At 37.8% G+C, this 24144-nt stretch carries 16 protein-coding genes; 9 read left to right on the top strand and 7 right to left on the bottom strand.

The window, feature by feature from the left end; all coding sequences use genetic code 11:
• Positions 1-33: 33 nt before the first annotated feature.
• Positions 34-1344, top strand: a complete 1311-nt coding sequence (locus H6G73_RS00850; protein ID WP_190601047.1) for a lipid-A-disaccharide synthase-related protein — start codon at positions 34-36, stop codon at positions 1342-1344.
• Positions 1345-1395: 51 nt separating this feature from the next.
• On the opposite strand, the gene H6G73_RS00845 is transcribed toward H6G73_RS00850, so the two are convergent.
• Positions 1396-2115, bottom strand: coding sequence for a response regulator (locus H6G73_RS00845; protein WP_190601046.1), 720 nt, complete (start codon positions 2113-2115; stop codon positions 1396-1398).
• 551 nt (positions 2116-2666) lie between these two features.
• Between H6G73_RS00845 and H6G73_RS00840 the strand changes: the two genes are divergently transcribed.
• The 3 genes from H6G73_RS00840 (at position 2667) to H6G73_RS00830 (ending at position 5842) form a co-directional block, all read left to right on the top strand.
• Positions 2667-2804 carry a hypothetical protein gene (locus H6G73_RS00840; protein WP_190601045.1) on the top strand — a complete coding sequence of 46 codons (138 nt, stop codon included), beginning with the start codon at positions 2667-2669 and terminating at the stop codon, positions 2802-2804.
• Between the two features lie 556 nt (positions 2805-3360).
• Entirely contained in the window at positions 3361-4692 is a 1332-nt protein-coding gene (locus H6G73_RS00835) for an ATP-binding response regulator (RefSeq protein ID WP_190601044.1), read from the top strand.
• Between the two features lie 25 nt (positions 4693-4717).
• On the top strand, positions 4718-5842 hold the full coding sequence (locus tag H6G73_RS00830) for a hybrid sensor histidine kinase/response regulator (RefSeq protein WP_190601043.1): 1125 nt from the start codon (positions 4718-4720) through the stop codon (positions 5840-5842).
• Between the two features lie 28 nt (positions 5843-5870).
• On the opposite strand, the gene H6G73_RS00825 is transcribed toward H6G73_RS00830, so the two are convergent.
• Positions 5871-6326, bottom strand: a complete 456-nt coding sequence (locus H6G73_RS00825; RefSeq protein ID WP_190601042.1) for a response regulator — start codon at positions 6324-6326, stop codon at positions 5871-5873.
• A gap of 504 nt (positions 6327-6830) precedes the next feature.
• Between H6G73_RS00825 and H6G73_RS00820 the strand changes: the two genes are divergently transcribed.
• The 5 genes from H6G73_RS00820 (at position 6831) to H6G73_RS00800 (ending at position 18542) form a co-directional block, all read left to right on the top strand.
• Positions 6831-8369 carry a response regulator gene (locus tag H6G73_RS00820; RefSeq protein ID WP_190601041.1) on the top strand — a complete coding sequence of 513 codons (1539 nt, stop codon included), beginning with the start codon at positions 6831-6833 and terminating at the stop codon, positions 8367-8369.
• Positions 8370-8690: 321 nt separating this feature from the next.
• The gene (locus tag H6G73_RS00815) at positions 8691-9068 is read left to right on the top strand and encodes a response regulator (protein ID WP_190601040.1); all 378 of its coding nucleotides are present in this window, start codon (positions 8691-8693) and stop codon (positions 9066-9068) included.
• Between the two features lie 119 nt (positions 9069-9187).
• Positions 9188-10285, top strand: a complete 1098-nt coding sequence (locus H6G73_RS00810) for a putative bifunctional diguanylate cyclase/phosphodiesterase (RefSeq protein ID WP_190601039.1) — start codon at positions 9188-9190, stop codon at positions 10283-10285.
• Positions 10286-10808: 523 nt separating this feature from the next.
• Entirely contained in the window at positions 10809-13694 is a 2886-nt protein-coding gene (locus H6G73_RS00805; protein WP_190601038.1) for an ATP-binding protein, read from the top strand.
• A gap of 111 nt (positions 13695-13805) precedes the next feature.
• The gene (locus tag H6G73_RS00800; RefSeq protein ID WP_190601037.1) at positions 13806-18542 is read left to right on the top strand and encodes a response regulator; all 4737 of its coding nucleotides are present in this window, start codon (positions 13806-13808) and stop codon (positions 18540-18542) included.
• On the opposite strand, the gene H6G73_RS00795 is transcribed toward H6G73_RS00800, so the two are convergent.
• The 5 genes from H6G73_RS00795 to H6G73_RS00775 form a co-directional block, all read right to left on the bottom strand.
• Positions 18539-20077, bottom strand: coding sequence for a tripartite tricarboxylate transporter permease (locus H6G73_RS00795; protein ID WP_190601036.1), 1539 nt, complete (start codon positions 20075-20077; stop codon positions 18539-18541). The genes H6G73_RS00800 and H6G73_RS00795 overlap by 4 nt on opposite strands.
• Before the next feature lie 24 nt (positions 20078-20101).
• A complete protein-coding gene (locus tag H6G73_RS00790; RefSeq protein WP_190601035.1) occupies positions 20102-20605 on the bottom strand; it encodes a tripartite tricarboxylate transporter TctB family protein in 504 nt (167 codons plus the stop codon).
• 6 nt (positions 20606-20611) lie between these two features.
• The gene (locus H6G73_RS00785; protein WP_190601034.1) at positions 20612-21631 is read right to left on the bottom strand and encodes a Bug family tripartite tricarboxylate transporter substrate binding protein; all 1020 of its coding nucleotides are present in this window, start codon (positions 21629-21631) and stop codon (positions 20612-20614) included.
• Between the two features lie 142 nt (positions 21632-21773).
• The gene (locus H6G73_RS00780; protein ID WP_190601033.1) at positions 21774-22937 is read right to left on the bottom strand and encodes a hypothetical protein; all 1164 of its coding nucleotides are present in this window, start codon (positions 22935-22937) and stop codon (positions 21774-21776) included.
• Positions 22938-23201: 264 nt separating this feature from the next.
• Positions 23202-24089, bottom strand: a complete 888-nt coding sequence (locus H6G73_RS00775) for a bile acid:sodium symporter family protein (protein WP_190601032.1) — start codon at positions 24087-24089, stop codon at positions 23202-23204.
• Between the last annotated feature and the right edge of the window lie 55 nt (positions 24090-24144).

Raw genomic sequence — 24144 nt, 5'->3', positions numbered from 1 at the left:
ACAGAATATTTTTAATTTTAATTTCCCTCATTTATGACCTTACAATTACTCGTTTTAAGCAACGGACATGGAGAAGATATCATTGCTGTTCGGATTGTACAAGCACTGCAACAGCTACCTACACCTACAAATATTTTTGCTTTACCAATAGTTGGTGAAGGACGTGCTTATCAACAAGCGAATATTCCCATTATTGGTGCAGTCCAAAATATGCCTTCTGGTGGCTTTATTTATATGGATGGTCGCCAACTGATGCGCGATGTCCAGGGTGGTTTGTTAAAACTGACCTGGGAACAAATCAAGTCTGTACGTCGCTGGGTGCGGTCACACAGAAAATTAGGTCACCAATCGGCGATTTTGGCAGTGGGTGATATTGTCCCTCTATTATTTGCAGCGATTAGCGGTACTAATTATGGATTTGTAGGTACTGCTAAATCAGAATATTATGTACGGGACGAAACTGATATGTTAACCAGAAATTCCAAATCCGCTTGGTGGGAAAACTTTTCTGGTTCGGTTTATCATCCTTGGGAAAGGTGGTTAATGAGTCGTCGTCGTTGTCGGGCAGTCTTTCCAAGAGATGCACTGACAGCCAGAATATTACAACAGTTTCACATTCCTGCCTTTGATTTGGGTAATCCGATGATGGATGGCTTGGAACCCAGTTTGACCAGCCACCCGTTTGATGATACTGATGATCAAAATTCAGAAGTGACTCGTCCTTTAATTGTCACTCTTCTCCCCGGTTCCCGTGCCCCAGAAGCTTACAATAATTGGGAATTAATGATGGTGGCTGTATCGGCTGTGTTGGCGAGTTTTCGTGAACCAGAGGCAATTGTGTCTTCAGACGGAAGGGTGATTTTCTTAGGGGCGATCGCTCCTGGTTTAGACTGTAATATATTGACCCAAACTCTACAAATCCAAGGTTGGCGTGCTAGTCAAGTATCTCCTCTCCCACTGCCCGACCCGAATTGTTTGACTTTTCAACAAAAAAATGCTTACTTAGTATTGACCCAAACTGCTTACAATGACTGTTTGCATTTGGGTGATGTAGCGATCGCTATGGCAGGGACAGCCACAGAACAATTTGTTGGTTTAGGTAAACCAGCGATCGCTATTCCCGGTACAGGCCCCCAATACAATCCTGGTTTTGCAGAAGCACAGAGTCGTCTTTTAGGAACATCTCTGATTCTAGTAGACCAGCCAGCAAAGGTAGCCCCAGTCATCCAGTCTCTGTTTAAAAATCCTGACCTATTGCAAATCATCGCTGAAAATGGTGTTCAGCGTCTAGGAAAGCCAGGTGCAGCAAAACGCATTGCCGAAACTTTGCAGGCGATACTATAACTTACCTAGCAAGTGAATCATCTATTGGGTCAATCCAAAATCTTAAGTTAGTTAAGCTACCAAACCCGAACGCAAAGCACGTACTGCGGCTTGGGTACGGTCATCCGCACATAACTTATTTAAAATATTGCGAACGTGAGTTTTTACAGTACCCACCGTAATATATAGTTTTTCCGCAATTTGACCATTACTGCAACCAGCAACAATCAACTCTAAGATTTCTAACTCTCGTTGGGTCAGTGGATAAGTTTCTAAAACTTGTTCATACTCCGTTGCTAAAGCTTCAATTTTCACTGTTTTTGGCTTATCAGCAGATGGACTATCCCCTGGTAAACCTTGACGCATTTTCCGCAATACCACATTCGCAATTGCCGGATCAATCCAAGAGTTGCCGTAGAAAGTTGCCTGTATGGCTTCGGTTAACTTATTAATACTAGTTTCTTTCATATAATAGGAATCTGCACCAGCCGCAAAAGCTGCCAAAACAGCATCTTCGCTATGATCCATAGTCAGAATCAGAACTTTTGTCATTTGTCCTGTTTCTGCTAGATAACGTTTAAACTTGCGAGTTAGTTCAATTCCATCCATATCCGGTAAGCCAATATCCACCACCGCTACATCCGGTTTACTGTTTTCCAACAGCTTTAATCCTTGGGTGGCATTTGCTGCTTCACCAACTACTCTGAGTCCAGTATAGGACTGTAATGCAGCCCTTAACCCCATCCGAGTCAAATCATGATCTTCTATTAAAACGATGCTAATCTCACTCATTTTTACACCCATGATGATCTCAATACTTATCTCAACCTCAAAATCTCAATTTCTTAATAATTCGATCTAACTTTTCCCAAACCAACGATAGATGATCTTTTGGATGGTCAGCATCCATCGCTGGAAATAAGAAATTTTTTCTTTTTTCTCAATTTCTAACTAAATATCTAGCTACAGAGATATAGCTATTTTCCCCGAAACCAATGAAATTATTGAAACAGATGCTCAATCTTACGAATACTCCCTGATGAATCTATTTTCATCATTTCCCACCTATATCTTCAGAAAGACCAAAACAAAAGTTCTCCAATCTCCGAGGGGGCAAGACTAACACACTGGTTTTATTTCATCTCTGTGGGTGCTGCTGTAATTCAGCTAGAGTTTCCTATTGGGGAAAATATTCCCAATTGATACTCGACAAAAAGTGATTACGGGCTATCTAGCGTATTTAAATTTGATTAAATACGCTATATCCCGATTAATTGGAAATAATCCAGCTAACCATTGATTAAAATCTATTGCTCGTTTTGATCAAGGCTAGCATATAAATCATGCTGATTGCGGCTGAAAGAGAATATCATTCACCATTGGCAATCAATAGTGATGGTTGTCTTCTGCCATCATGCGATCGCTATTTATTTTCTCACCCAAAAACGATAATTTTTTCCCATAATACCCAGGATATCTAAACTGCAAGCAGACAATATTTCATCCTGCTATGCAATCATTTTGGTTGTGTAATTTTCAATCATTAAAGATAGGTTATATATATCCTGATTAACTTAGTAAAACTGCTCAAGCTGATGGTACACAATGTTTCTATGCAACTCTCACTAATGGGTGAGGACGATCAATGATTTACTCATTTACAATTTATGTTGAGATAGTTAAAGTATTGTATTGTACTTTCAGCTAGTTCTATGTCTTTGAGTAGAGAATAACCATCACCTAGAAAGTGATAATTTTTGAAGCAGATTATCTATCAATAATAACTGCTCCACTAGTAAAAAACTTTTTTATCAATCAATCACTGCTGATAATTTTAGAAAAATTATCAAGTAATTTACCAATTGTGAAAGACATTTTCCATATGATTGGGTGTTAATTATAAGAGGAGTGAAAAGAATTAAATATAAAAATTGTATTTTTTTCATGAAAGTTAATTTCCCTATTTTCCGTTAGTAAATATTTTGAAAACAACAATGCAGTACACCAACCTGTATTTGACAGCGAAAACAAAAACCAATGAAAGAACCGCTGAAAATTTTGGTTGTAGATGATGATGAAGTAGACCGAATGGCAGTGCGTTTAGCCTTGAATAAAGCAGGTCTTAGTATCACCATCAACGAAGTTAATGATGGTAATCATGCCCTGAATATTCTGCAAACAAATTATTATGACTGCGTATTTATAGACTATTGCTTGCCAGATAATAGCTTCACATTAATTCAAAAGTTACGATCTTTAGATATCAAAGTCCCGCTAGTTATTCTCACTAACCAAGGCAATGAACATACTGCACTAGAGTTAGTGAATGCTGGAGCAACTGACTATCTAAGTAAATCGAGGTTGTCTTCAGAAATATTAGCGCAAATTTTGAGAAATGCTATTAGGCTATATCGAGCAGAAATGCAGGCAGATTTAGCAAGACAACAGCTAAAAGAAACCTATGAACAACTAAATCTTAAAAATCAGGAATTGGAGAGACAAAGACAAAAAATTCATGCCCAAAAGTTAAAGTTACTAGAAGCATCAAGACTCAAGTCGCAATTTTTAGCCACAATATCCCATGAGCTAAGAACGCCTATGAATGCTATTATTGGGTTTTCCCAGATATTATTACGTCCTAAATTTGGATATTTGAATCGTCAACAAATTGATATGGTAGAGCGCATATTAAATAATGGCAAACATTTGTTGATGCTCTTCAATGAAGTTTTGGATTTTTCTAAAATCGAAGCGAGAAAATTAGAACTGAAGCCGGAAATATTTGATTTAGCTCAGATAATTAATAGTAAATATGAGGAGGTTCGTTATTTAGCAGAAAGTAAAAAAATCCAATTATCTGTGCACATGGATTTACAAAATAGCTTGGTATTTAATGACCCCCAAAGAGTTGGGCAGATTTTAGTAAATTTACTAGCCAATGCCATTAAATTCACGGAAACTGGCACTGTTTGCTTAGAGGTGCAAGAAATACATCATCATCGGCTGACAATTACTGTTAAAGATACAGGAATTGGGATTGCACCTCAAGATTTTAAGCAAATTTTTGAAGCTTTTCAGCAAGTAGACCAAGGAATTAGCCGACAATATCCAGGCACTGGTTTAGGATTAGCTATTGTTGATGCTTTGGTGCGAATGATGGGGGGAAAAATTTTTATAGAAAGTCAGTTAGGAGTAGGCTCAACTTTCAAAATCGAGTTACCACGCCAAGTCTCTGTAAGCTCTACAATTGGGGAAAATCATAGTTTTAATCCAGATGAAGAGGGGATATTTTTTGCTAATCAAAATTTAACTTCTGCTCCATCTGTCAATTCCAAAACATCAATGGATCATTCCCATTTGAAATTATAGATTAGTTAACAAAATAGTATTAATCATGTCTGTTGTTGCCAATGATAAACCTGACCGTATTCTCGCTGTTGATGACACTAGAGATAATTTAATTTTAGTGCAAACAATTTTGGAGAGTGAAGGATACGAAATAGATGTAGTTACTGATGGCTTGACTGCATTACAAAAAATAGAAGCATGTCCCCCAGATTTGATTTTGTTAGATGTAATGATGCCGGGAATAGATGGCTATGAAGTAACAAAAAGAATTCGTCATAATCCAGACCTAGAATTTATTCCCATTTTGTTAATTACTGCCTTTCATGAATCTAGTGTAGTGGAAGGTTTAGATGCTGGTGCTGATGATTTTATTCGCAAGCCATTTGATACAGATGAATTGTTAGCTAGGGTGCGATCGCTGTTGCGTCTTAAGCACAGTATTGATGACCAAACGAGAATGGCCCGTCAACGGGAAGACTTTGTTTCTCGTCTCACCCATGACTTGCGGACACCCTTAGTCGCAGCCGATCGGATGTTGACCTTGTTTCAACAAGAAACTTTTTGTGAAATTTCCCCAGAAATGAAGCAAGCGATCGCTGTGATGATTCGCAGTAACCAAAATTTAATCGACATGGTAAACACCCTCCTAGAAGTATCTCGCTTTGAGGCTGGGAAAAAAACCTTAAATCTAGAGGAATGCAGCTTAAAACCCATTGCTGAAGAAGTAGTCAGTGAACTTGCCCCCCTCGCGACCGAGAAGAACTTGACTCTCAAGCTAGTGACCAACGAATTAGACCCACAGGGACAAGATGCAGATGTGGTATTAGGCGATCGCTTAGAACTACGACGAGTATTCAACAACTTACTGGGTAACGCCATCAAATTCACCGACACAGGTAGTATTGAAATTCGCATTTTTACTACCCCATCCACTAATCATCACCCTGGAGAAGTAATCATCGAAGTTGCTGACACTGGTTATGGCATTGCTCCCGAAGACCAAGGCAGAATCTTTGAACGGTTTCGTCAAGGTAGAAACAAACGCGCTGGCAGTGGCTTAGGACTACATTTATCCCACCGGATTATCGAAGCCCATGGCGGTAAAATAGAACTTGTTTCTGAACTCGGTAAAGGTAGTGTCTTTACTGTCAAATTACCAAAACACAATTAAACATACTTCCCACACCTAAATAGATAAACTAACTATCTTGACATAAATTAAAAGCCTTATAAAACTGAAATTTCCTCTTTAAAATCCGCCTAATTACCGCTTCTAAATCCTCAATCAAATAGGGTTTAGTAATGTAATCATCAAACCCTGCGTCCAGAATCAATTCCCGTTCATCCATATCAAAAGTAGTCACAGCCACCACAGGAATACTTCCCGTGCGGGGTTCCTGTTTCAAAGACCGGACAACCTCCACACCACTCATCCCTGGTAAAAAAATATCTAGCAAAATCAAATCTGGTTGATACTCCCTGGCCATTAACACAGTATTTGAGCTATTGTTTTGGCAAATAAATTTACACCCTATTAAATCTAGAGCGTAGTTCATCAGCAGTAGACTATCTTCATCAGCTTCTACTACTAAAACCAAAGGCTGTTGAGAGTTACGCTTTTTTTCATCACTCATGAATGAATGTGCCAGATACATCTCTTCCCCAGAAGATTCTATAAAAATGAACTAAAATCCTAGAGAAAATCAACGATATCTCTATTTATCTATGCCATAGCAAGAAATATCAAAAATACTCACATTATTCAGATTTGCAGTTGATATTGTAGACCATCTATCAACACAAAAAATTTTAAATTGAGTAGCTATAGTAGACACATTTTGATTATATGCAAAAAAACATAACTATTTCCTAATAATTTTATATTTACTTTATGTAAGGTTTTTCAATAAAAAAGCCGTACATTTACTAATGCTAAAAAAAATATTTTGTGTATTATTTCTCGTCTGGTTTATTTATTACTTCCATGTATCAGTAATTGAGCATCTGAACTAGGGCTGAGTCCCCTGTGTTTGCTGTATTATCCCAAGTATTTCTTAAACGTTTATCATCTCGCAGCAAATCAGATTATACTAAGTGGATAGTTTTAAGTTAGTTTGATCCAAACAAAATAGCTTGGAGAGGAGCTAATATCGAAACCTATGAGGATTTTGCTAGTAGATGATGATGACAACATAGTAAAAGTCTTGAATAAAGTCTTACAGGAGCAAAACTATGTAGTAGATGTAGCCAAAGATGGAGAAGCAGGCTGGGAGTTGGTAGAAGGGTTTCAATACGATCTGGTACTACTGGATGTCATGCTGCCAAAACTTGATGGCATTAGCTTTTGCCGTCGTCTGCGCGAACAAAAAAATCAAGTTTTAGTTATGCTGTTAACTGCCAGAGATACAACCACTGATAAGTTGTTAGGACTAGATAGTGGTGCCGATGATTATGTCGTCAAGCCCTTCAACGTTCTGGAACTGGCAGCGAGAATTAGAGCCTTAATTCGGCGTGGTACCACTTCTGCTTCTGTCATCCTCAGTTGTGGAGATTTGCGGCTTGACCCTAACATGCACGAGGTGACATATCAGGGGCAAGTATTACCTTGTAGTCGCAAGGAATACCAACTATTAGAGTTGTTTCTGCGGAATCAAAAACGAGTTTACAGCTGTCGGGAAATTGTCGATCATCTGTGGGCATTTGATGCCGAACCACCCAACGACTCTACGGTGAGATCCCATATTAAAAATATTCGTCGAGAGTTAAAAAATATCGGAGCAGCTGATTTTCTAGAAACAGTATACGGTCAAGGATACAGAATTAACCCCGCCTTTATTGCTGGGAGTCCTCAGCCCGTCTCTACTCCCAATAAACAAGCGGTGCTGGAAAACTCTTTAGCAGAAGTGTGGGAACAGACAAAACATTTGAGCATTGAACGTTTTCATAGTTTAGAGCAAGCCATGTCAGCACTCAAATCGGGAACATTTGATGCCGCACTACATGAGCAAGCTCTTCAGAATGCTCATAAACTAGCTGGTTCCTTGGGGATGTTTGGTTTTGATCAAGGATCAAACCTAGCACGACAGATGGAGAATCTGTTGGAATCAGGTTTTGAATCGCGATCGCACTTAACCCCATCCGCACAACAGCAATTTGCCCAACAATTAGAGCCATTAATGAAGGCTTTACGGGAGGTACTCTGTCACTCCACAGGTGAATCAAGCCTCACCCCCATCACAACAGTTACTCCAGTCTCTGAACCAATCAGTGCCAAAATCCTAGCTGTTGATGACGACTTACAAATTCTTCTAGCCCTTAAAAATATGCTCGAACCTTTAGGAGTGACCCTCACTTGTCTCAATAATCCTGAAAACTTTTGGCAAACTCTCCGAGCATCCCAACCGGATTTTCTGATTCTTGACATTAATATGCCCCAAGCGGACGGTTTAGAGTTGTGTCAATCTATTCGCCAAGATCCTGAATGGAACTGGTTGCCCATTCTATTTCTCACTGCCAGAACAGAACCAGAAGTATGGCAGCAAGCCTTTATCACTGGTGCAGATGATTATTTAAATAAACCTATAGTGCCTCAGGAACTGTCCAGCCGTATTCGCAACCGTCTCCAGCGGATTCGGACATTGAGGAGTCAATTTAAAACGGACATCCTGAAAAAACTAGAACAACTAGATGAAAATTAATCAAAAAAATTGATTCTCGATTATCCTCTGCCACTAGAAACTAGAACTGTAAATCTATGAAAAGGATATAATTCCTCAAATTTTGCACATTTTCATGTTTATAGTTAAAAACACTGATTGAAAAAAAAACATTATTTCTTTCAGCACTACATATAATTCCCCAGTTACCCATGATAGCTCAGTAACTACCAGGGCTGCGGGTAAATTTACGGCAGCGTTAAAGAACAGTTCAGACCCACTGATTCAACTAGGGTAGGTGCTCATATAACTCATACACCAACATGCTTTTCACTTGTATCGTTTATTGAATCCAGGATAGTTATGACCCCTAAAAGAGTCCTAGTTATAGATGATGAAGATGATATCCGCGAAGTAGCGAAAACCAGCTTAGAGATCATGGCAGGTTTAGATGTGATTCTAGCCCACAACAGTGGAGAAGGTATTCAAAAAGCAGAAATAGAGCAACCAGATGCCATTCTACTAGACGTAATGCTGCCCGATATGGACGGAGTCAGCACCTTTCACAAGCTCCAGTCTAACCCTGCTACTCAGCATATTCCCGTAATTTTTCTGACTGCCAAGGTACAAGCATCAGAGCAACGGCGTTTTGCCACCTTGGGGATTAGAGCAGTTATTACCAAACCATTTAAGCCAGCATTATTGGCTGAACAGTTGTTAGGTGCTTTGGGTTGGGACTAGGATTGATCTGCATTCACGGTTTTTCCACAAATTTTCCATAATTGCCATTCATAATGATGAACCATCACTCCAACAGACTTATGAAACCCATCGTCAGTTTCTGTAGGTCATAAAAATGTATGTCAACGGAAAAATCAGTGAATTTAAAAACCAATCAACCTTTGAATCTTCAAACTCCGGAAGTGAATGAGTCAGAGGTCAGCAATGACATTCTTGTGGATTTGAGCCATGAACTACGTACACCATTAACTGCTATTCAATGCGCTTTGGAATTACTTAGCTGTGGCAAACTAGGAAATCTTTCTGTACAAGCACAACAAATGGTGGATATTGCTGCTAAAAACGCAGATAGGTTATTACGTCTGACAACAGTGATTGAAGGGGAACCAGAAGCACATCTGAATTTTTTATCCGCAGCAGAACTCGCGCAACTGCGATTTGAGCGGGAACTGAAATTGGCATTGATTCGCAATGAGTTTCAACTCTACTATCAACCGATAGTTTCTTTACAAACGAAGAAAATTACAGGATTTGAAGCATTAATTCGTTGGATGCACCCCCATGCGGGAATTATTCCACCTAATAAGTTTATTCCCTTAGCAGAAGCAAATGGCTTTATTGTGGAAATTGGTTCTTGGGTATTACAAGAAGCTTGCAGTCAATTAAAAAGTTGGCAAGATGATTTCCCTGAACATTTTAATTCTATGACTGTTAGTGTTAACATTTCCAGCAAGCATTTTACTCAAAAAAATGTGGCACAGGAAGTAGAACAAATTTTGCGGCAGACAGGATTGCCGGCTCGTAACTTAGTCTTAGAAATTACGGAAAGTGCTATGGTATCCAATCCTGTAGCAGCAAAGGCAACTTTGGAAAAACTACAAAGCCTGGGAGTACGGCTGTATATTGATGATTTTGGTACTGGTTACTCTTCTTTAAGTCGTTTGTATGAATTGCCTTTAGATGTCTTAAAGATTGACCGTTCTTTTGTGGAACAACTAAATTATGAAAGTGGTGAGCATTTAGTGAAAGCTATTACTAATTTGGCTCATAATTTGGGTTTAGAAGTCATAGCTGAAGGCATAGAAACACTAGAACAAATATCCAAATTGGAATCTTTGGGTTGTACTAAAGGTCAGGGCTTTTTCTTTGCTGAACCAGTTGATAATCAATCAATTTCCAATTTAATATCTAGGCTATCAGATAATATTTTGGAATAATTTTAATTTCTCCAGAATAAATATTATTGATATTTATTATCATACTTGCTAACTAGAGTAAAATTAAATTCTCCCATCTACTGTTGGTGCTCCCAGCAGTTAAAAGCCAAGCGCACTTGCAATTAAGATTTTTGTAAAAAGTATAAACAAGCGTAAATTTTGATTGTCACTGTTCAAGCTCGACTCTATACTATAATTGTTTTTATTTCTGATTTTTGATTGGGAATGATATGGCTGATTGGACGTTCACATAAGTTCGTCTAATACAACAGCAATAATTGATTAATAACTACATTTTTACAAGATTACAAACATAGGCAACCATGCTAAAGCTGCAAAATTTCTTGCTAGAGATGGCTAGATTTGTAATTTGGTGTATTAATAATTTAGGTATACTTGGGTAAAGATGACCAAATAGGTTACTGTATTTAAGTATCAATTGTTGTCAAAATAGACTTTAATAATCAATTAGAGTATTAATTTATAACATCAACATCCCATGATCACTAAGCTGTAGCTAGCAGTGGACAACCAAGAAATTCTGAATATTAACAGTCCTAAAAACATGCGAAGGCTAGCATTACGCTTTGTATTGATAGTCCCATTTGTGTTGCAAATCGCCGTTGCAGTCAGTTTGACTGGTTATTTTTCCTTACGCAATAGCCAAAAATCTATTAACAATCTGACATCTCAATTGCGTCGAGAAATTACCAATCGAGTAGAGCAGCATCTCAATGGGTATCTGTCAACACCTCATCAAGTTAATCAAATTAATTTAAGAGCATATAATTTAGGATTGTTGAATTTAAATAATTTTGAGCAAACAGGACATTATTTCTGGCAACAGATGCGTTCATTTAATATTGGTTACAATAATTTCGCCAATATAGCAGGGGAATTTATTGGTGTTGAAAGAACAGATAATGATGAACTGTTAATTAACGAAGTATCGAAAAAACATACTGGAAGTAAGTTATATGTATATACAACTAATTTACAAGGCGATCGCACCCAACGTATAGCTGTAAAAAAATACGACCCTAGAACAGAAGCTTGGTATGTCGATGCAGTCAAGGCTCAACGGCCGATCTGGAGCAAAATTTATCAATGGGAAGATAAACCAGAAATTCTCTCTATTTCTGCCAGCTATCCCCTCTATGATCAAAATAAGACCTTAATTGGTGTGATCGGGATTGATTTGTTATTATCACAAATTAGTAATTTTTTAAATTCCATTAATACTGGTAATTCAGGGACAATTTTTATTATCGAGCGCAATGGTCTATTGGTAGCTAGTTCTAACTCAGAACAGCCATTTACCCTAGTAGATCAACAAGCCAAAAGATTAAGTGCGCTCAAAAGTAATGATTTACTAATCAAAAAAGTTACTAAATCCCTGGTAGCAAAATTTGGACAATTGAATAATATTCATGATCCCAAAGAATGGGAATTAACACTATCAGATGGTACGCGGCAGTTTGCATTAGTAACACCGTGGCAAGACAAATTTGGTTTAGATTGGCTAATTGTAGTTGTGATTCCCGAATCTAACTTTATGGGGCAAATTCAGACCAATACACGCACCACAATTTTGCTTTGTGGCTTGGCTTCAATGGTGGCCATTTGGTTGGGTTTAAAAACCTCTCAATGGATTAGTTGGCCAATTTTCCGCTTGAATCTTGCCAGTCAAAAGATTGCTGCCGGTCATTTTGAATTGATCACAAATCCTACAATCATTGGGGAGGTGCAAGAATTGTCATCATCCTTTAACCAAATGAGTCAGGAACTCCAACAGTCGCGTCAGAGGTTAGAAGAATATTCGCGATCGCTCGAACAGGAAGTTCAACAACGAACCCAAAGGTTGCAACAAGAAATTCAGCAACGGGAACTAGCGTATCAACAAATTCAACAAGCTGACTATGCTCTGCGTCAAAGTGAAGCGAGATATCGTCAAATTGTAGAAACTGCTAATGAAGGAATTTGGATTATTGACGCAGCTAATAACACCAGCTTTGTCAATCCCAAAATAGCCCAGATGCTAGGCTACACGATTTCAGAAATGACAGGAATGAATGTATTTGCCTTCATGGATGAACAAGTACAGGAAATACATCATCTAGGACAGCAACAGCAAGGAATTTCCCAACACCATGATGTCAAGCTAAAACGGCAAGATGCTTCTCTAGTCTGGACAATGATGTCTACCACGCCAATTTTTGATGAGGATGGTAAATATATCGGTACATTGGCAATGGTGACCGACATTAGCGATCGCAAACAAGCGGAAATAGAATTACAGCAAGCAATGACCGCTGCGGAAGCTGCTAACCGTGCCAAAAGTGCATTTCTCGCTAACATGAGTCATGAATTGCGGACTCCCCTCACAGCCATTTTAGGCTTTTGTGATTTATTGTCCTTACCACAACAAGCCCCTGAGGAAACCCAAGAATATATTGACTTTATTCGCACTAGTGGCGAACATCTATTAGACCTGATCAATGGCATTCTTGATATGTCGAAAATTGAAGCAGGACACATGACCTTAAGAGCGCAGGAGTGTGACCTCCATCAACTGTGCAAAGATTTAGAAGTCATGTTTAGCCTCAACGCTAATCAAAAACAAATCGAGTTTGTCGTAGAGTTATCTGACTATTTACCCCGTTATATTTACATTGACCAACTGAAGTTACGGCAAATTCTGATTAATCTCATTAGTAATGCCATTAAATTTACAGAAATAGGAATAGTAGCTTTACGTATTTTTGCCCACTTCTCACCGCCAGATGCTGATAAATTTACTCAATCTCCTGATTTTTATTTATCTACCGTTAACGCATATCTTCAATTTGAAATAGAAGATACTGGTGCAGGTATTTCTCCAGAAATGCAGCAGCAAATATTTGAAGCATTCATTCAGACCCGCTCTGGTAAAACCCCCTTGGAAGGTGCAGGTTTAGGCTTGACTATTAGCCGTCATTTGGTGGAATTAATGGGTGGTGAAATTCAAGTTACTAGTCAACTGCATCAAGGCAGTAAATTCAGTTTTGAAGTTCCAGTTCACATAGCGGAGTCAGACAGTTCTAATTTTTATCAATATCATCAAATCGTTCATCAATCAGAACATCCACGTAAACCAGGAACGGCCAATAGAGGTACTGGCTTCAATTTGCCTCTAGAATCCCTGGCTCTCTCCTTACCGATAGAATGGTTACTAGCTCTCAAGCAATCTACACTAGAAGGAGATGTAGAAGTTATTTGGTCTCTGATTGATCAAATTCAAAACCAACATCCCACCTTAGCTTCCCAATTGACTGATTTAACTAATCATTTTCAATATATTCAAATCTTGGATTTAACCCATGAGCTACTGCTGTTATCCCAAAATAATCATCAACAGCCAGAAAATTAATTAGGTTTAAATAATTAATTAAATATTAGTATACATAGACAGAAAATAAATTAATATGCACAATGTATCCTCTAGAACGCTCCTACTACTCCCAATTAACCAAGGATCAGTATGAGTCAGCTACAAATTCTGCCCTCACCAGCTAATATTTTGGTAGTTGATGACAATCCTGTCAATTTAGTTTTACTATCCAAGGTGCTTGCCAATGCTGGCTATAAAGTCAGGTCTGCACCAGATGCTCATTTAGCCCTCATGTCCGTGCAAGCAAAATTGCCAGATTTAATTTTGCTGGATATTATGATGACCGATATGGATGGCTATGAGGTTTGTCAAACCCTTAAATCCAGTGAAAAAACCCGTGATATACCAGTTATTTTCATCAGTGCCCTAGATGAACCATTAGATAAAGTCAAAGCCTTTACAGTTGGTGGTGCTGATTACATTCCTAAGCCTTTTCAAGCACAAGAAGTAATCGTGAGAGTGGAAAATCAACTGCGAATACAAAGGTTGCAAAGGCAGTTACGAGAGCAAAATCAACAGCTGCAACAGGGAATCTATGAACGCGATCGCGCTCTGGAGGATTTAAAACAAGCACAGGAGAAATTACGTAAAGCTACCTCCCGACTGTCAATTTTGATTGAAAATTTGCAAGCAGCAGTGTTAGTAGAGGATGAAAATCGGCAAATCGCTCTACTCAATCAAGAATTCTGTTATACCTTTGAACTAGCAGTATCTCCCCAAGAACTACTAGGTGCTGATTGCTCTCAAATAGCCCAAAAATGTGACTATCTCTTTCTCGATCCTGTGAAGTTTGGAGAACGCATTACAGAAGTTGTTAATCAAAAACAACCAGTGGTAGCTGAAGAAATTCAATTTTTGGACGGAAGTATCTACGAACGAGATTATATTCCCATTTTCGACCAGCAAGAATATCAAGGTCATCTGTGGCAATATCGTGATATTACAAATCGCAAGTTAGCAGAAGCAGAACTATTGAAAAAAACCCAGGCTTTAGCTGATTTTAGTAATAGTTTGAAAGAGTTACATCGAATTAATATGACAGATTTTATTAATTTCGATGAACTGTTTTTAGATTATTTAATGACAGGATGTAAAGTTTTAAGATTTTCTGCTGGTGCTGTCGGTAAAGTCAACCATGAAAAATACTCTTTTTTGGCTGTTAAATCAGAGTTCGCTAATTTAGTGCCTGGATTAGAAATTAGCCTCGAAGATGCCTATTGTGGCAAAGTTGTAGAACAAGAAAAAACTGTATCCTTTGACCATGTGGGAGAGATGGAAGACATGTGTTGTCATCCACTTTACCAAAGTATGAAACTAGAATCATACATTGGCACACCGATTTGGGTGGATGGGAATATATACGGGACTTTATGCTTTTTTTCTACTGATCCTAGACCAGAAAAATTTAACAGCCATGAAAAAGAAATTATTGAATTAATGGCTCAAAGTATCGGTAAATTTATTAGTGCTAATCAAATAGAACTTAAACGTCAACAAGCCGAAGAAGAACTCAGAAAAAGTGAAGAGCGTTGGCAATTAGCAATTCAAGCTAGTCAAGATGGTATTTATGATGTCAACTTACAAACCTTAGAAGCTTTTTACTCAGTGAGGTGGAAAGAAATCTTAGGCTATGCAGATCATGAAATTGAGAATCATGTCAACGCGTGGGTCAAGCGCATTCATCCAGATGATTTAGATTCAGTGATTTATGCTCATCAATGCCATATTAATCGAGCTACCCCTGGCTTTATTCAAGAGTATAGAATGCTATGCAAAGATGGCAGCTACAAGTGGGTGCTAGAACGTGCTCAGGCTATGTGGGATAAACAGGGCAAAGCCATTAGACGCATTGGGGCCTACACCGATATTAGCGATCGCAAACGACAAGAAGAAGAAATCCGTCAAACCCAACTATTCTTAGATTCCATCATCGAAAACATCCCCGACATGATTTTTGTCAAGGATGCCCAAGACCTTAGATTTGTGCGCTTGAACAAAGCCGGTGAAGAATTATTGGGGTATTCCAAAGAACAGTTAATAGGTAAAAACGACTACGATTTTTTTCCCCAAGCAGAAGCTGATTTCTTTACCAGTAAAGACCAAGAAGTATTATCGGCAGGTATCCTCTTAGATATTCCTGAAGAACCTATTCATACTCCCATCAATGGTACACGCATTCTTCATACTAAGAAACTGCCGATTTTAGACGAAGCTGGCAAACCTCAATATCTATTGGGTATTTCCGAAGATATTACCGAACGCAAACTCCAAGAAAAAGCTTTGCAATTAATCGTAGAAGGCACTGCTGCCAAAACAGGTAATGAGTTCTTTCATTCCCTAGTCCGCTATTTAGCAGAAGTGTTACAAGTTCGTTATGCTGGTATTGCTCGCTTCGTAGATGAAAGAAAAACAAGAGTCAGAACCTTAGCATTTTGGCAAGGAGAAGAGTTTAGTCAAGAATGGGAATATGATTTAGCTGGTACTCCTTGTGAACAAGTATTAGCAGGAGAGGTAGTTTACTACCCTAGTCAAGTCCAACATTGTTTTCCCACCGATGAATATCTCGTGCAATTGCAAGTAGAAAGCTATTTGGGAATTCCCTTATCTGATTCTCTAGGCAATATCGTCGGACACCTCAATGTTCTGGATACCAAGTCAATGGACAAAGACCAGAATACAGAATTGATTCTGAGAATCTTTGCCGCACGTGCAGGAGCCGAATTAGAACGACAATTATTTGAGGATGCTCTACAACAGAATGCCAAACAGCAAAGAGCTATTTTGCGAGTTGTGGAAAGAATGCGTCAGACCCTGGATATTGAACAAATCTTCCGCTCTACCACCGACGAATTGCGACAGTTATTGAAATGCGATCGCGTCGTCATTTACCGATTCCACCCAGACTGGAGTGGTGAATTTGTTGCTGAATCCGTAGGCAAACCATGGCAACCTCTACTTCAACAAGAATTATATTTAGACGCAAATAATCCCCAAGTATGTAATTTGAGCAGAATGCAATCTGCTTTATTTACTGATACTTACATTCAACAAAGCCAAGGCGAATTAATATTATCTGCCCCCAATTTTGTGGTTAATAATATTTACGAAGCAGAACTGTCTGAATGCTATCGCAGCATGTTAGTGCACATGGGAGTCCAAGCCTACACCATTGTTCCCATCTTCCAAGCTGACCAACTATGGGGACTATTGGGGGCTTATCAAAACTCTAGTTTCCGACAATGGCAACGCAACGAAATTAATCTCATCACCCATATTAGTAATCAATTAGGAATAGCCCTGCAACAAGCAGAACTATTTGCCCAAATTCAACAACAATCAACAGAACTAGAAAAAGCTAGAGACGCAGCCGAATCAGCAAATAGAGCTAAAAGTGAATTTTTAGCTAACATGAGCCATGAACTAAGAACACCATTAAATGCAATTCTTGGTTTTACTCAAGTTATGAGTCGGGACACAGCCCTCAATCAAAAACATCAAGAACATCTGAATATTATTAATCGGAGTGGTCAACATCTTCTAGAACTGATTAACGATGTCTTGGAAATGTCGAAAATTGAAGCGGGAAGAATCAAACTCAATCCCACCAATTTTGACCTCTATTATCTGCTCGAAAACCTTGAAGAATTACTGCGTCTCAAAGCCACCAACAAACAATTACAACTTTTCTTTCATTGTGCTCCCGACGTTCCCCAATACATCACTACCGATGAAGTTAAACTCCGTCAAGTATTACTAAATCTCTTAGGCAATGCTATTAAATTTACAAAACAAGGAGTCATCACACTCAGAGTAAAAAAAGAAATACATCCAGACTCAGAAACAAATCCCCTGAATTTCGCGAATTCTTTCTCTTTGATATTTGAAGTAGAAGATACCGGCCCTGGTATCGCTCCAGAAGACCTCCAACGCTTATTTACACCCTTCGTTCAAACCCGCACTGCCCACTCCCATGAAGGTACAGGTTTAGGACTGGCAATTAGCCAAAAATTTGTCAAACTTATGGGCGGAGAAATCACCGTTCAAAGCTTTGTCAATCAAGGGACTATTTTTACATTCCGAATTCAAGCTGAATATGGTCAAACTAGTTGGACTAATACTCAAATTCATACCAATCGAGTTTTGCGCTTGGCTGCTGATCAACCCATATACAGAATACTAGTAGTGGAAAATCAATGGGAGAGCAAACAACTCTTAGTTGAACTATTAGAACCATTAGGATTTCAAGTATATGCAGCCGAAAATGGTCAAGAAGGGGTGAATATGTGGCAGCGTTATCAACCCCATCTCATTTTTATGGATATACAAATGCCTGTGATGAACGGTTATGAAGCAACACAGCAAATTCGCTCTTTAGAAGCTCAAAAATCAACATCACTACAACCCACATGTAAAATCATTGCTTTGACTGCTAGTGCTTTTGAAGAGCAACGCTCCTATATACTTTCCATTGGTTGTGATGACTTTATTCGCAAGCCCTTCCGGGAAGAATTTCTACTCAATAAACTAGCTGAACATTTAGGACTACGTTACATTTACGCAGAAACAAAAACAGCTTCAGAAGTTAAACCAGAAAATTTACCTGAATTTAACTTACAATCGTCATCCTTAGAGGTGATGACACCAGAATGGATTTCCCAACTACATAAAGCTGCAAGTAAATGTAGTCAGCGTCAAACTACAGAATTAATCGCGCAAATTCCCGCTCATCATAGCTGTTTAGCTAAAGCGTTAACAGAAGTAGTGCGAGAATTTAGATTTGAAACCATAGTGCAATTATGTGTGCAATATTTGCAGCAGCATAATTAATCCTCATTTCCATCACTCAAAATAATACGATCAGCCTTGGCTTTCTCTCCACGTAAAATAGCTAATATTTTAGGAATATAAGGTATAACCAACACCACTAATGCCAAAACTAACAAAGTTAATGCAATGGGTCTATTTAAAAATATAGAAACATCTCCACGACTAATAGATAAAGCTCGGCGTAATTGTGATTCCATCATATCCACCAGAATAGCACCGAGAATCATAGGTGCAATAGGAAAATCATAACGACGCATAAAAAAGCCAATTACACCTAACAAGTACATCAATAAAACATCAATCACGCTATTGGCTAAACTATAAACTCCCAAGGTAGCAAAAACTAAAATCCCTGCATATAAAAGCCCACGGGGAATTTCTAATATTTTTATCCAAATCCGAATTAAAGGTAAATTGAGAATTAATAACATCACATTGCCAATATATAAACTAGCAATTAATGTCCAAACTAAATCTGGAGAATTCTGAAACAGTAAAGGGCCAGGTTGCAGATTATAAATTTGAAAAGCTACTAATAAAATCGCCGCAGTTGAGGAAGTGGGAATACCTAAAGTTAGTAATGGGACTAGAACACCAGAAAAAGCTGCATTATTAGCAGCTTCTGGCCCAGCCACACCTTCAATTGCACCTTTGCCAAATTCTTCCTTATATTTAGATAGCCATCTTTCTAAACTATAACTAATAAATGTCGGAATCTCTGCCCCCCCAATAGGCAATGTACCTAAAGGAAACCCAATCATCGTTCCACGAAGCCAAGGCACAATAGACCGTCGCCATTCTTGACTAGTCATGCCAATTTTTCCCTTCACAGGAATAATTTCTTCTGGTGCATAGCGGAGTTTACTAGCAACATATAATGCTTCACCTACAGCAAATAAACCCACCGCCACAACTACAATATCCAGTCCATCTAGTAATTGGGGAATGCCAAAAGTTAACCTTGGTTGCCCAGTTAACGTATCAATGCCTATCAGTCCAATAAATAAACCAAAAAATAAACTAATCAAACTTTTGAGCAGAGATGAACCAACTAAAGCAGTAACACTAGTAAATGCCAAAACCGTCAATGCAAAATAATCTGCTGGTTGAAATAATAAAGCTAATTTGGCGACAAAAGGTGCAACAAAAGTAATAGCAATAGTCGAAATTGTTCCCCCGACAAAAGAACCCATAGCAGAAGTAGTGAGTGCAGCACCTCCTCTTCCAGCCTTAGCCATTTGAAAGCCTTCAATTGTCGTAGCAACCGAGGCTGACTCTCCAGGAGTATTCAGTAAAATTGATGTAGTAGAACCGCCATACATCGCCCCGTAATAAATACCCGCGAACATAATAAATGCGCCGTTGGGGTCGAATTTGTAGGTTAAAGGTAGTAATAATGTAACAGTTAAAGCTGGGCCAATACCAGGGAGAACACCGACTAACGTGCCTAAGCTAGTGCCAAGAAAAGCTAATAATAAATGTTCTGGTTTGAGTGCTAAAGCAAATCCATGGAGTAAATGTCCTACAACATCCATTTGTGGGTTTTTACCAGCTTTTAATTACAGAATAAAGTCTAGAATACCAGACGGTAAGCGCACACCTAAAAAGTGAGTAAACCCAAAATAGATAATTATGGAGAGGATACCACCTGCAATAAAGTCCGTCTGGGTTTTTGTACTACCTAAAATTCTGGCTACTACGGGAAAAAATAAACTTGTGCCGATAATATAACCCAAAGAACTAAATACCCACGGATATAAACTTAAAACAATAATAATCAAAATTACCGTTAGCCAGTCAGTTTCCCCTGTTTGCACTATCTGTTTACCTAAATTTTCATCTGGTTTGATAGTAGTACGAATAAATAGAAAGATACCCAACAATAGCAGACCCACAGAAACAATGGTAGGAAAAACCTGCGGACTAACCACAACAAAACCTTGAACAGCGGGAATTTTTCTAGTTTGCTCAACTGTGAAAATTCCTAACAATATCACTGCTACGGCAACTAACCGCAGTTCCTTGAGACCTCGTTTGATTTGTCGTGGATGAATTTCCTTCATGAAATTTCACTTATTAATTAAACCGATATCCTTTAATACTGTTTGGGTTTTAATAGACTCTTCATTTAAAAACTTTTGCAAATCACCATCAGTTTTAAAGCTATCTTGCCAATTATTCTGTTTTAATGCTTCTTGCCATTTGGGGCTATTATACATTTTTTTCATGACTGCCACAATTGCCGCAGTTTGTGGAGATGAAAGCTGAGGAGGTGCAACCACAGCCCGCCAGTTAGATAGTGTAATATTGAGTCCTTGCTCCTTCAAAGTAGGAGCATTTATTCCTGGCAATTTAGCATCACTAGATACTGCCAATAATCGCATTGTTCCTGCTTCAATTTGGGGTTTAAATTCAGACACGCTAGAAACACCAACAGTCACTGCATTAGAAAGAATAGCCGCTAAGGCTTCACCCCCACCAGCATGAGCAATATAATTAATTTTCTGAGAATTAACACCTGTTTCTTTAGCAATTAATCCCACTAAAATATGGTCAGTTCCACCCACAGCACCACCACCCCAACTAATAGCAGTAGGGTCAGTTTTAAAATCTTGGATTAGTTGTTGTAAATTTTGATACTTTGATTGAGCAGGGACAGCGATCGCTAATGATTCAGATGTTAAGGCAGCAATGGGTGTAACTTGATTTAATTTCACTGGTGATTTATTAGTTTCTATTGCTCCCACCATCACCGAACCCATGACCATCAATTGATGAGGTTTACCAGCATTATCATTAATAAATTTAGCTAAACCAATTGTTCCACCTGCACCTGGAACATTATAAACTTCAGTTTTTTGTTTAGTGACGGTACTTAATGCTGATTGCATCGCTCTTGCTGTTTTATCCCAACCACCACCAGGAGCAGCAGGAACCATAATACTAATAGTTTCTGTGGGGTATTCTGCGGCAGTTGATGTTGGCGATGATGTACTATTGAGGGTTGAGTTATTAGTATTATTACAGCTTGTGATTGCAGGTATAAAGAATAATATTAAAAATGCCAGTTTAGGGAAATAAATATTCATTGAACAGATTTTATTTGGTTGATTATTGAGCTATTACTTATATACCACTTTATCGGTTATAAATTCTCTTTTATCGCTAATTGTTTAAAGCAAATTTCCACATAACTAAATTAGGGTGTGTTGTAGGAACGCGCAAAGCATTCTAATACTGGGAATTAGGATTGGTTTTCAAGTTTTCCCCTGGTAAGACTTTTGGTTGGCTTTTTACTTTAATTTCAGAGGATTCAAGATATTTGATTGCAAGTATACGTGTTTCTATAACCTCTAGGAAATACGGTTTCAACCAAGACGTTGCAAATACTTTACGCCTAACTTCTTCGGAGTATATTTCCCTCATATATTGTGAATCATTACTATTGATGAAATTAATCATATTTACAGAAATATCTTTTATTCTTTCTAGTTTAACAATTAGTTCAGGATTACCTGAACTACCATACTTCGACAATAAATTTTCACATTCTGACGAAATTCTTTTAAAAGCTGTAATCATAAATTCTTTCCAAGATAAATTTTTACCTGATTCTGTAACAGCGTTAGATAGTTCATTGATATCCTTGTTTTCAAAAATTTTAACAATTTCTTCTATTGCTGATAAATCAAAATTTTGTGATACAGTACAAATGCTTTCATTAACAACATCTTCAGCTTTTTTGTGTCCCAGTTTATTTTCAAGAAAATAATTGAGAAAAACTCCAAGATAGTTAGTGCATTCAATAAACTTGTTGCTTAAAATGCTGGTGATTAAGTCAGGAGATTTAATATTGTCCATCCGACTTATAATATCCATTAATTGGGATTTAATATGATTTGCCAAATTATCTTGAATTTTTGATTTTTCTGATTTTAATTTATCCGGATACTTGTATTGGCACATCCTTCTTCCGCGAATATCAAATGGCAAGTCTTCTAGTCTACTTTGTGATGTATTGACGACACAAATAATTTTGTCCCAGCCCAGATAACTCGCTGCGAAACCTAGTTCAATTAAAACATTAGGATTAGGTGTTAATCTTTTATTTTTTTGGTAAAATGGTAGTGCAATCTTTTCAAGAGGAGACAAAGGGTTTATTATTGTAGCGTCACATATAAATATATGACTATTAGAAATTTTTTCAAAAATAGATGCAGCAATATCTGGAGAGCCAGATAAATTGTCTGTAGCTGTATCTATACGCATCTCAATTTTTATATCTTCACTGTTTTTATTCAGTGATTTAATAGCCTTATTTAAAGCATTTTTGATCAAACTTCGATTTGAAGATGATGGAGAATCTGACTGCCAAGAATAAAAGATGTTGAGCATATTAAAATTCTTATTACTACTCTTTTAATAGAGTATATAATATTACTAAACAACATCTATCTTAGTATCAATTTTATCGCTAAGTATAGTCCTATCCCACATTTAGTTTAAATTTGTAATAATCTAACTAATACGCCTATACTCACTTACACAAGAAAATATATAGCAGGCCATTGCTGCGAAATCTAATACACTAGGCATTTCTTGGTTTTGGATTGGAACACACCCAGACTATTACAAACTGATAGGTAGGCTGTAATTTAATCACAAAACTTCTACCTGCTCTACCTCTGTACCCTGTCCTTTATCTATTTCTGGTAACTTCTGCCCCAAAATCAGAACTGAAACCATCATTAATAAACTCGTTACCATAATGATGCTGATTACATTAGGATCATCAAAATTACTAGTACCTATTAACAAAGCAGCAGCAAAATTGCGTTGAGCCGTTCCTACTCCTAAAACTCTTTGAGTATCAATACCAGGCCCACCTAATAAATAACCGACAGTAAACGAGAAAATAATAAAAATAGCGCAAATAAAAATTACACCTGTTTTTAATAAAATAATAATTTCGTTGAAATGTACTATCAGCCTCACCACTAAACCTAAAAGTAAGCCAAAACTAGATAATTTAGCAGTGATTGCTTGGAAACGGAGAGCTATATCCTCAGATTTGGACTTAATAAATAACCCAATTCCTAACGGAGTTATCATCATCAATATTAAAGGTTTGGCAATATCCCACGAATTTACCTGTACACCTTGCAAAACTAAAGGTAATACAAGCGGCATATAAAATACTGTGCCTAACATTAATATCATCATTAGCCCTGTAGAAAAAGCTAAATTACCCTTCACTATTTGGGCAAGCTTAGGTAAAGCAGGTGGGCCTGATGCTAACGCCATAATGATAAAACCATCTTTCACTGGTTCAGTCACAGGTACAACTTGTAATAGCAAATAGATAAAAATTGGCACAAATAAAAAATTTGTGACCAGCGATAAAATAACCAAGCGAATATTGCGAAGTGGTTCCCAAATCTGCTTAACAGTTAACTTCAAACCAGTGCCAAACATAGTGGCAACCACAAACGCCAAAAATGCGATTTTGTCAAGTACGAGGACAAGTATAGGGATAATTTCTTGCATAAATTTTTGATTTCGTTCATAAAAGCAAAAGCGCAAAGAACATTTCTTTCTTCCT

The organism is Richelia sinica FACHB-800 (assembly GCF_014698825.1).
Taxonomy (GTDB): Bacteria; Cyanobacteriota; Cyanobacteriia; order Cyanobacteriales; family Nostocaceae; genus FACHB-800.
Note: the sequence above shows the minus strand (reverse complement) of the source record. Positions and strands in the feature narration are given on the sequence as shown.

Excerpts from the sequence above, each read along its gene's own strand:
- H6G73_RS00850 (WP_190601047.1), top strand. The coding sequence starts at position 34 with ATGACCTTACAATTACTCGTTTTAAGCAACGGACATGGAGAAGATATC.
- H6G73_RS00845 (WP_190601046.1), bottom strand. The coding sequence starts at position 2,115 with ATGAGTGAGATTAGCATCGTTTTAATAGAAGATCATGATTTGACTCGG.
- H6G73_RS00840 (WP_190601045.1), top strand. The coding sequence starts at position 2,667 with ATGCTGATTGCGGCTGAAAGAGAATATCATTCACCATTGGCAATCAAT.
- H6G73_RS00835 (WP_190601044.1), top strand. The coding sequence starts at position 3,361 with ATGAAAGAACCGCTGAAAATTTTGGTTGTAGATGATGATGAAGTAGAC.
- H6G73_RS00830 (WP_190601043.1), top strand. The coding sequence starts at position 4,718 with ATGTCTGTTGTTGCCAATGATAAACCTGACCGTATTCTCGCTGTTGAT.
- H6G73_RS00825 (WP_190601042.1), bottom strand. The coding sequence starts at position 6,326 with ATGTATCTGGCACATTCATTCATGAGTGATGAAAAAAAGCGTAACTCT.
- H6G73_RS00820 (WP_190601041.1), top strand. The coding sequence starts at position 6,831 with ATGAGGATTTTGCTAGTAGATGATGATGACAACATAGTAAAAGTCTTG.
- H6G73_RS00815 (WP_190601040.1), top strand. The coding sequence starts at position 8,691 with ATGACCCCTAAAAGAGTCCTAGTTATAGATGATGAAGATGATATCCGC.
- H6G73_RS00810 (WP_190601039.1), top strand. The coding sequence starts at position 9,188 with ATGTCAACGGAAAAATCAGTGAATTTAAAAACCAATCAACCTTTGAAT.
- H6G73_RS00800 (WP_190601037.1), top strand. The coding sequence starts at position 13,806 with ATGAGTCAGCTACAAATTCTGCCCTCACCAGCTAATATTTTGGTAGTT.
- H6G73_RS00795 (WP_190601036.1), bottom strand. The coding sequence starts at position 20,077 with ATGGATGTTGTAGGACATTTACTCCATGGATTTGCTTTAGCACTCAAA.
- H6G73_RS00790 (WP_190601035.1), bottom strand. The coding sequence starts at position 20,605 with ATGAAGGAAATTCATCCACGACAAATCAAACGAGGTCTCAAGGAACTG.
- H6G73_RS00785 (WP_190601034.1), bottom strand. The coding sequence starts at position 21,631 with ATGAATATTTATTTCCCTAAACTGGCATTTTTAATATTATTCTTTATA.
- H6G73_RS00780 (WP_190601033.1), bottom strand. The coding sequence starts at position 22,937 with ATGCTCAACATCTTTTATTCTTGGCAGTCAGATTCTCCATCATCTTCA.
- H6G73_RS00775 (WP_190601032.1), bottom strand. The coding sequence starts at position 24,089 with ATGCAAGAAATTATCCCTATACTTGTCCTCGTACTTGACAAAATCGCA.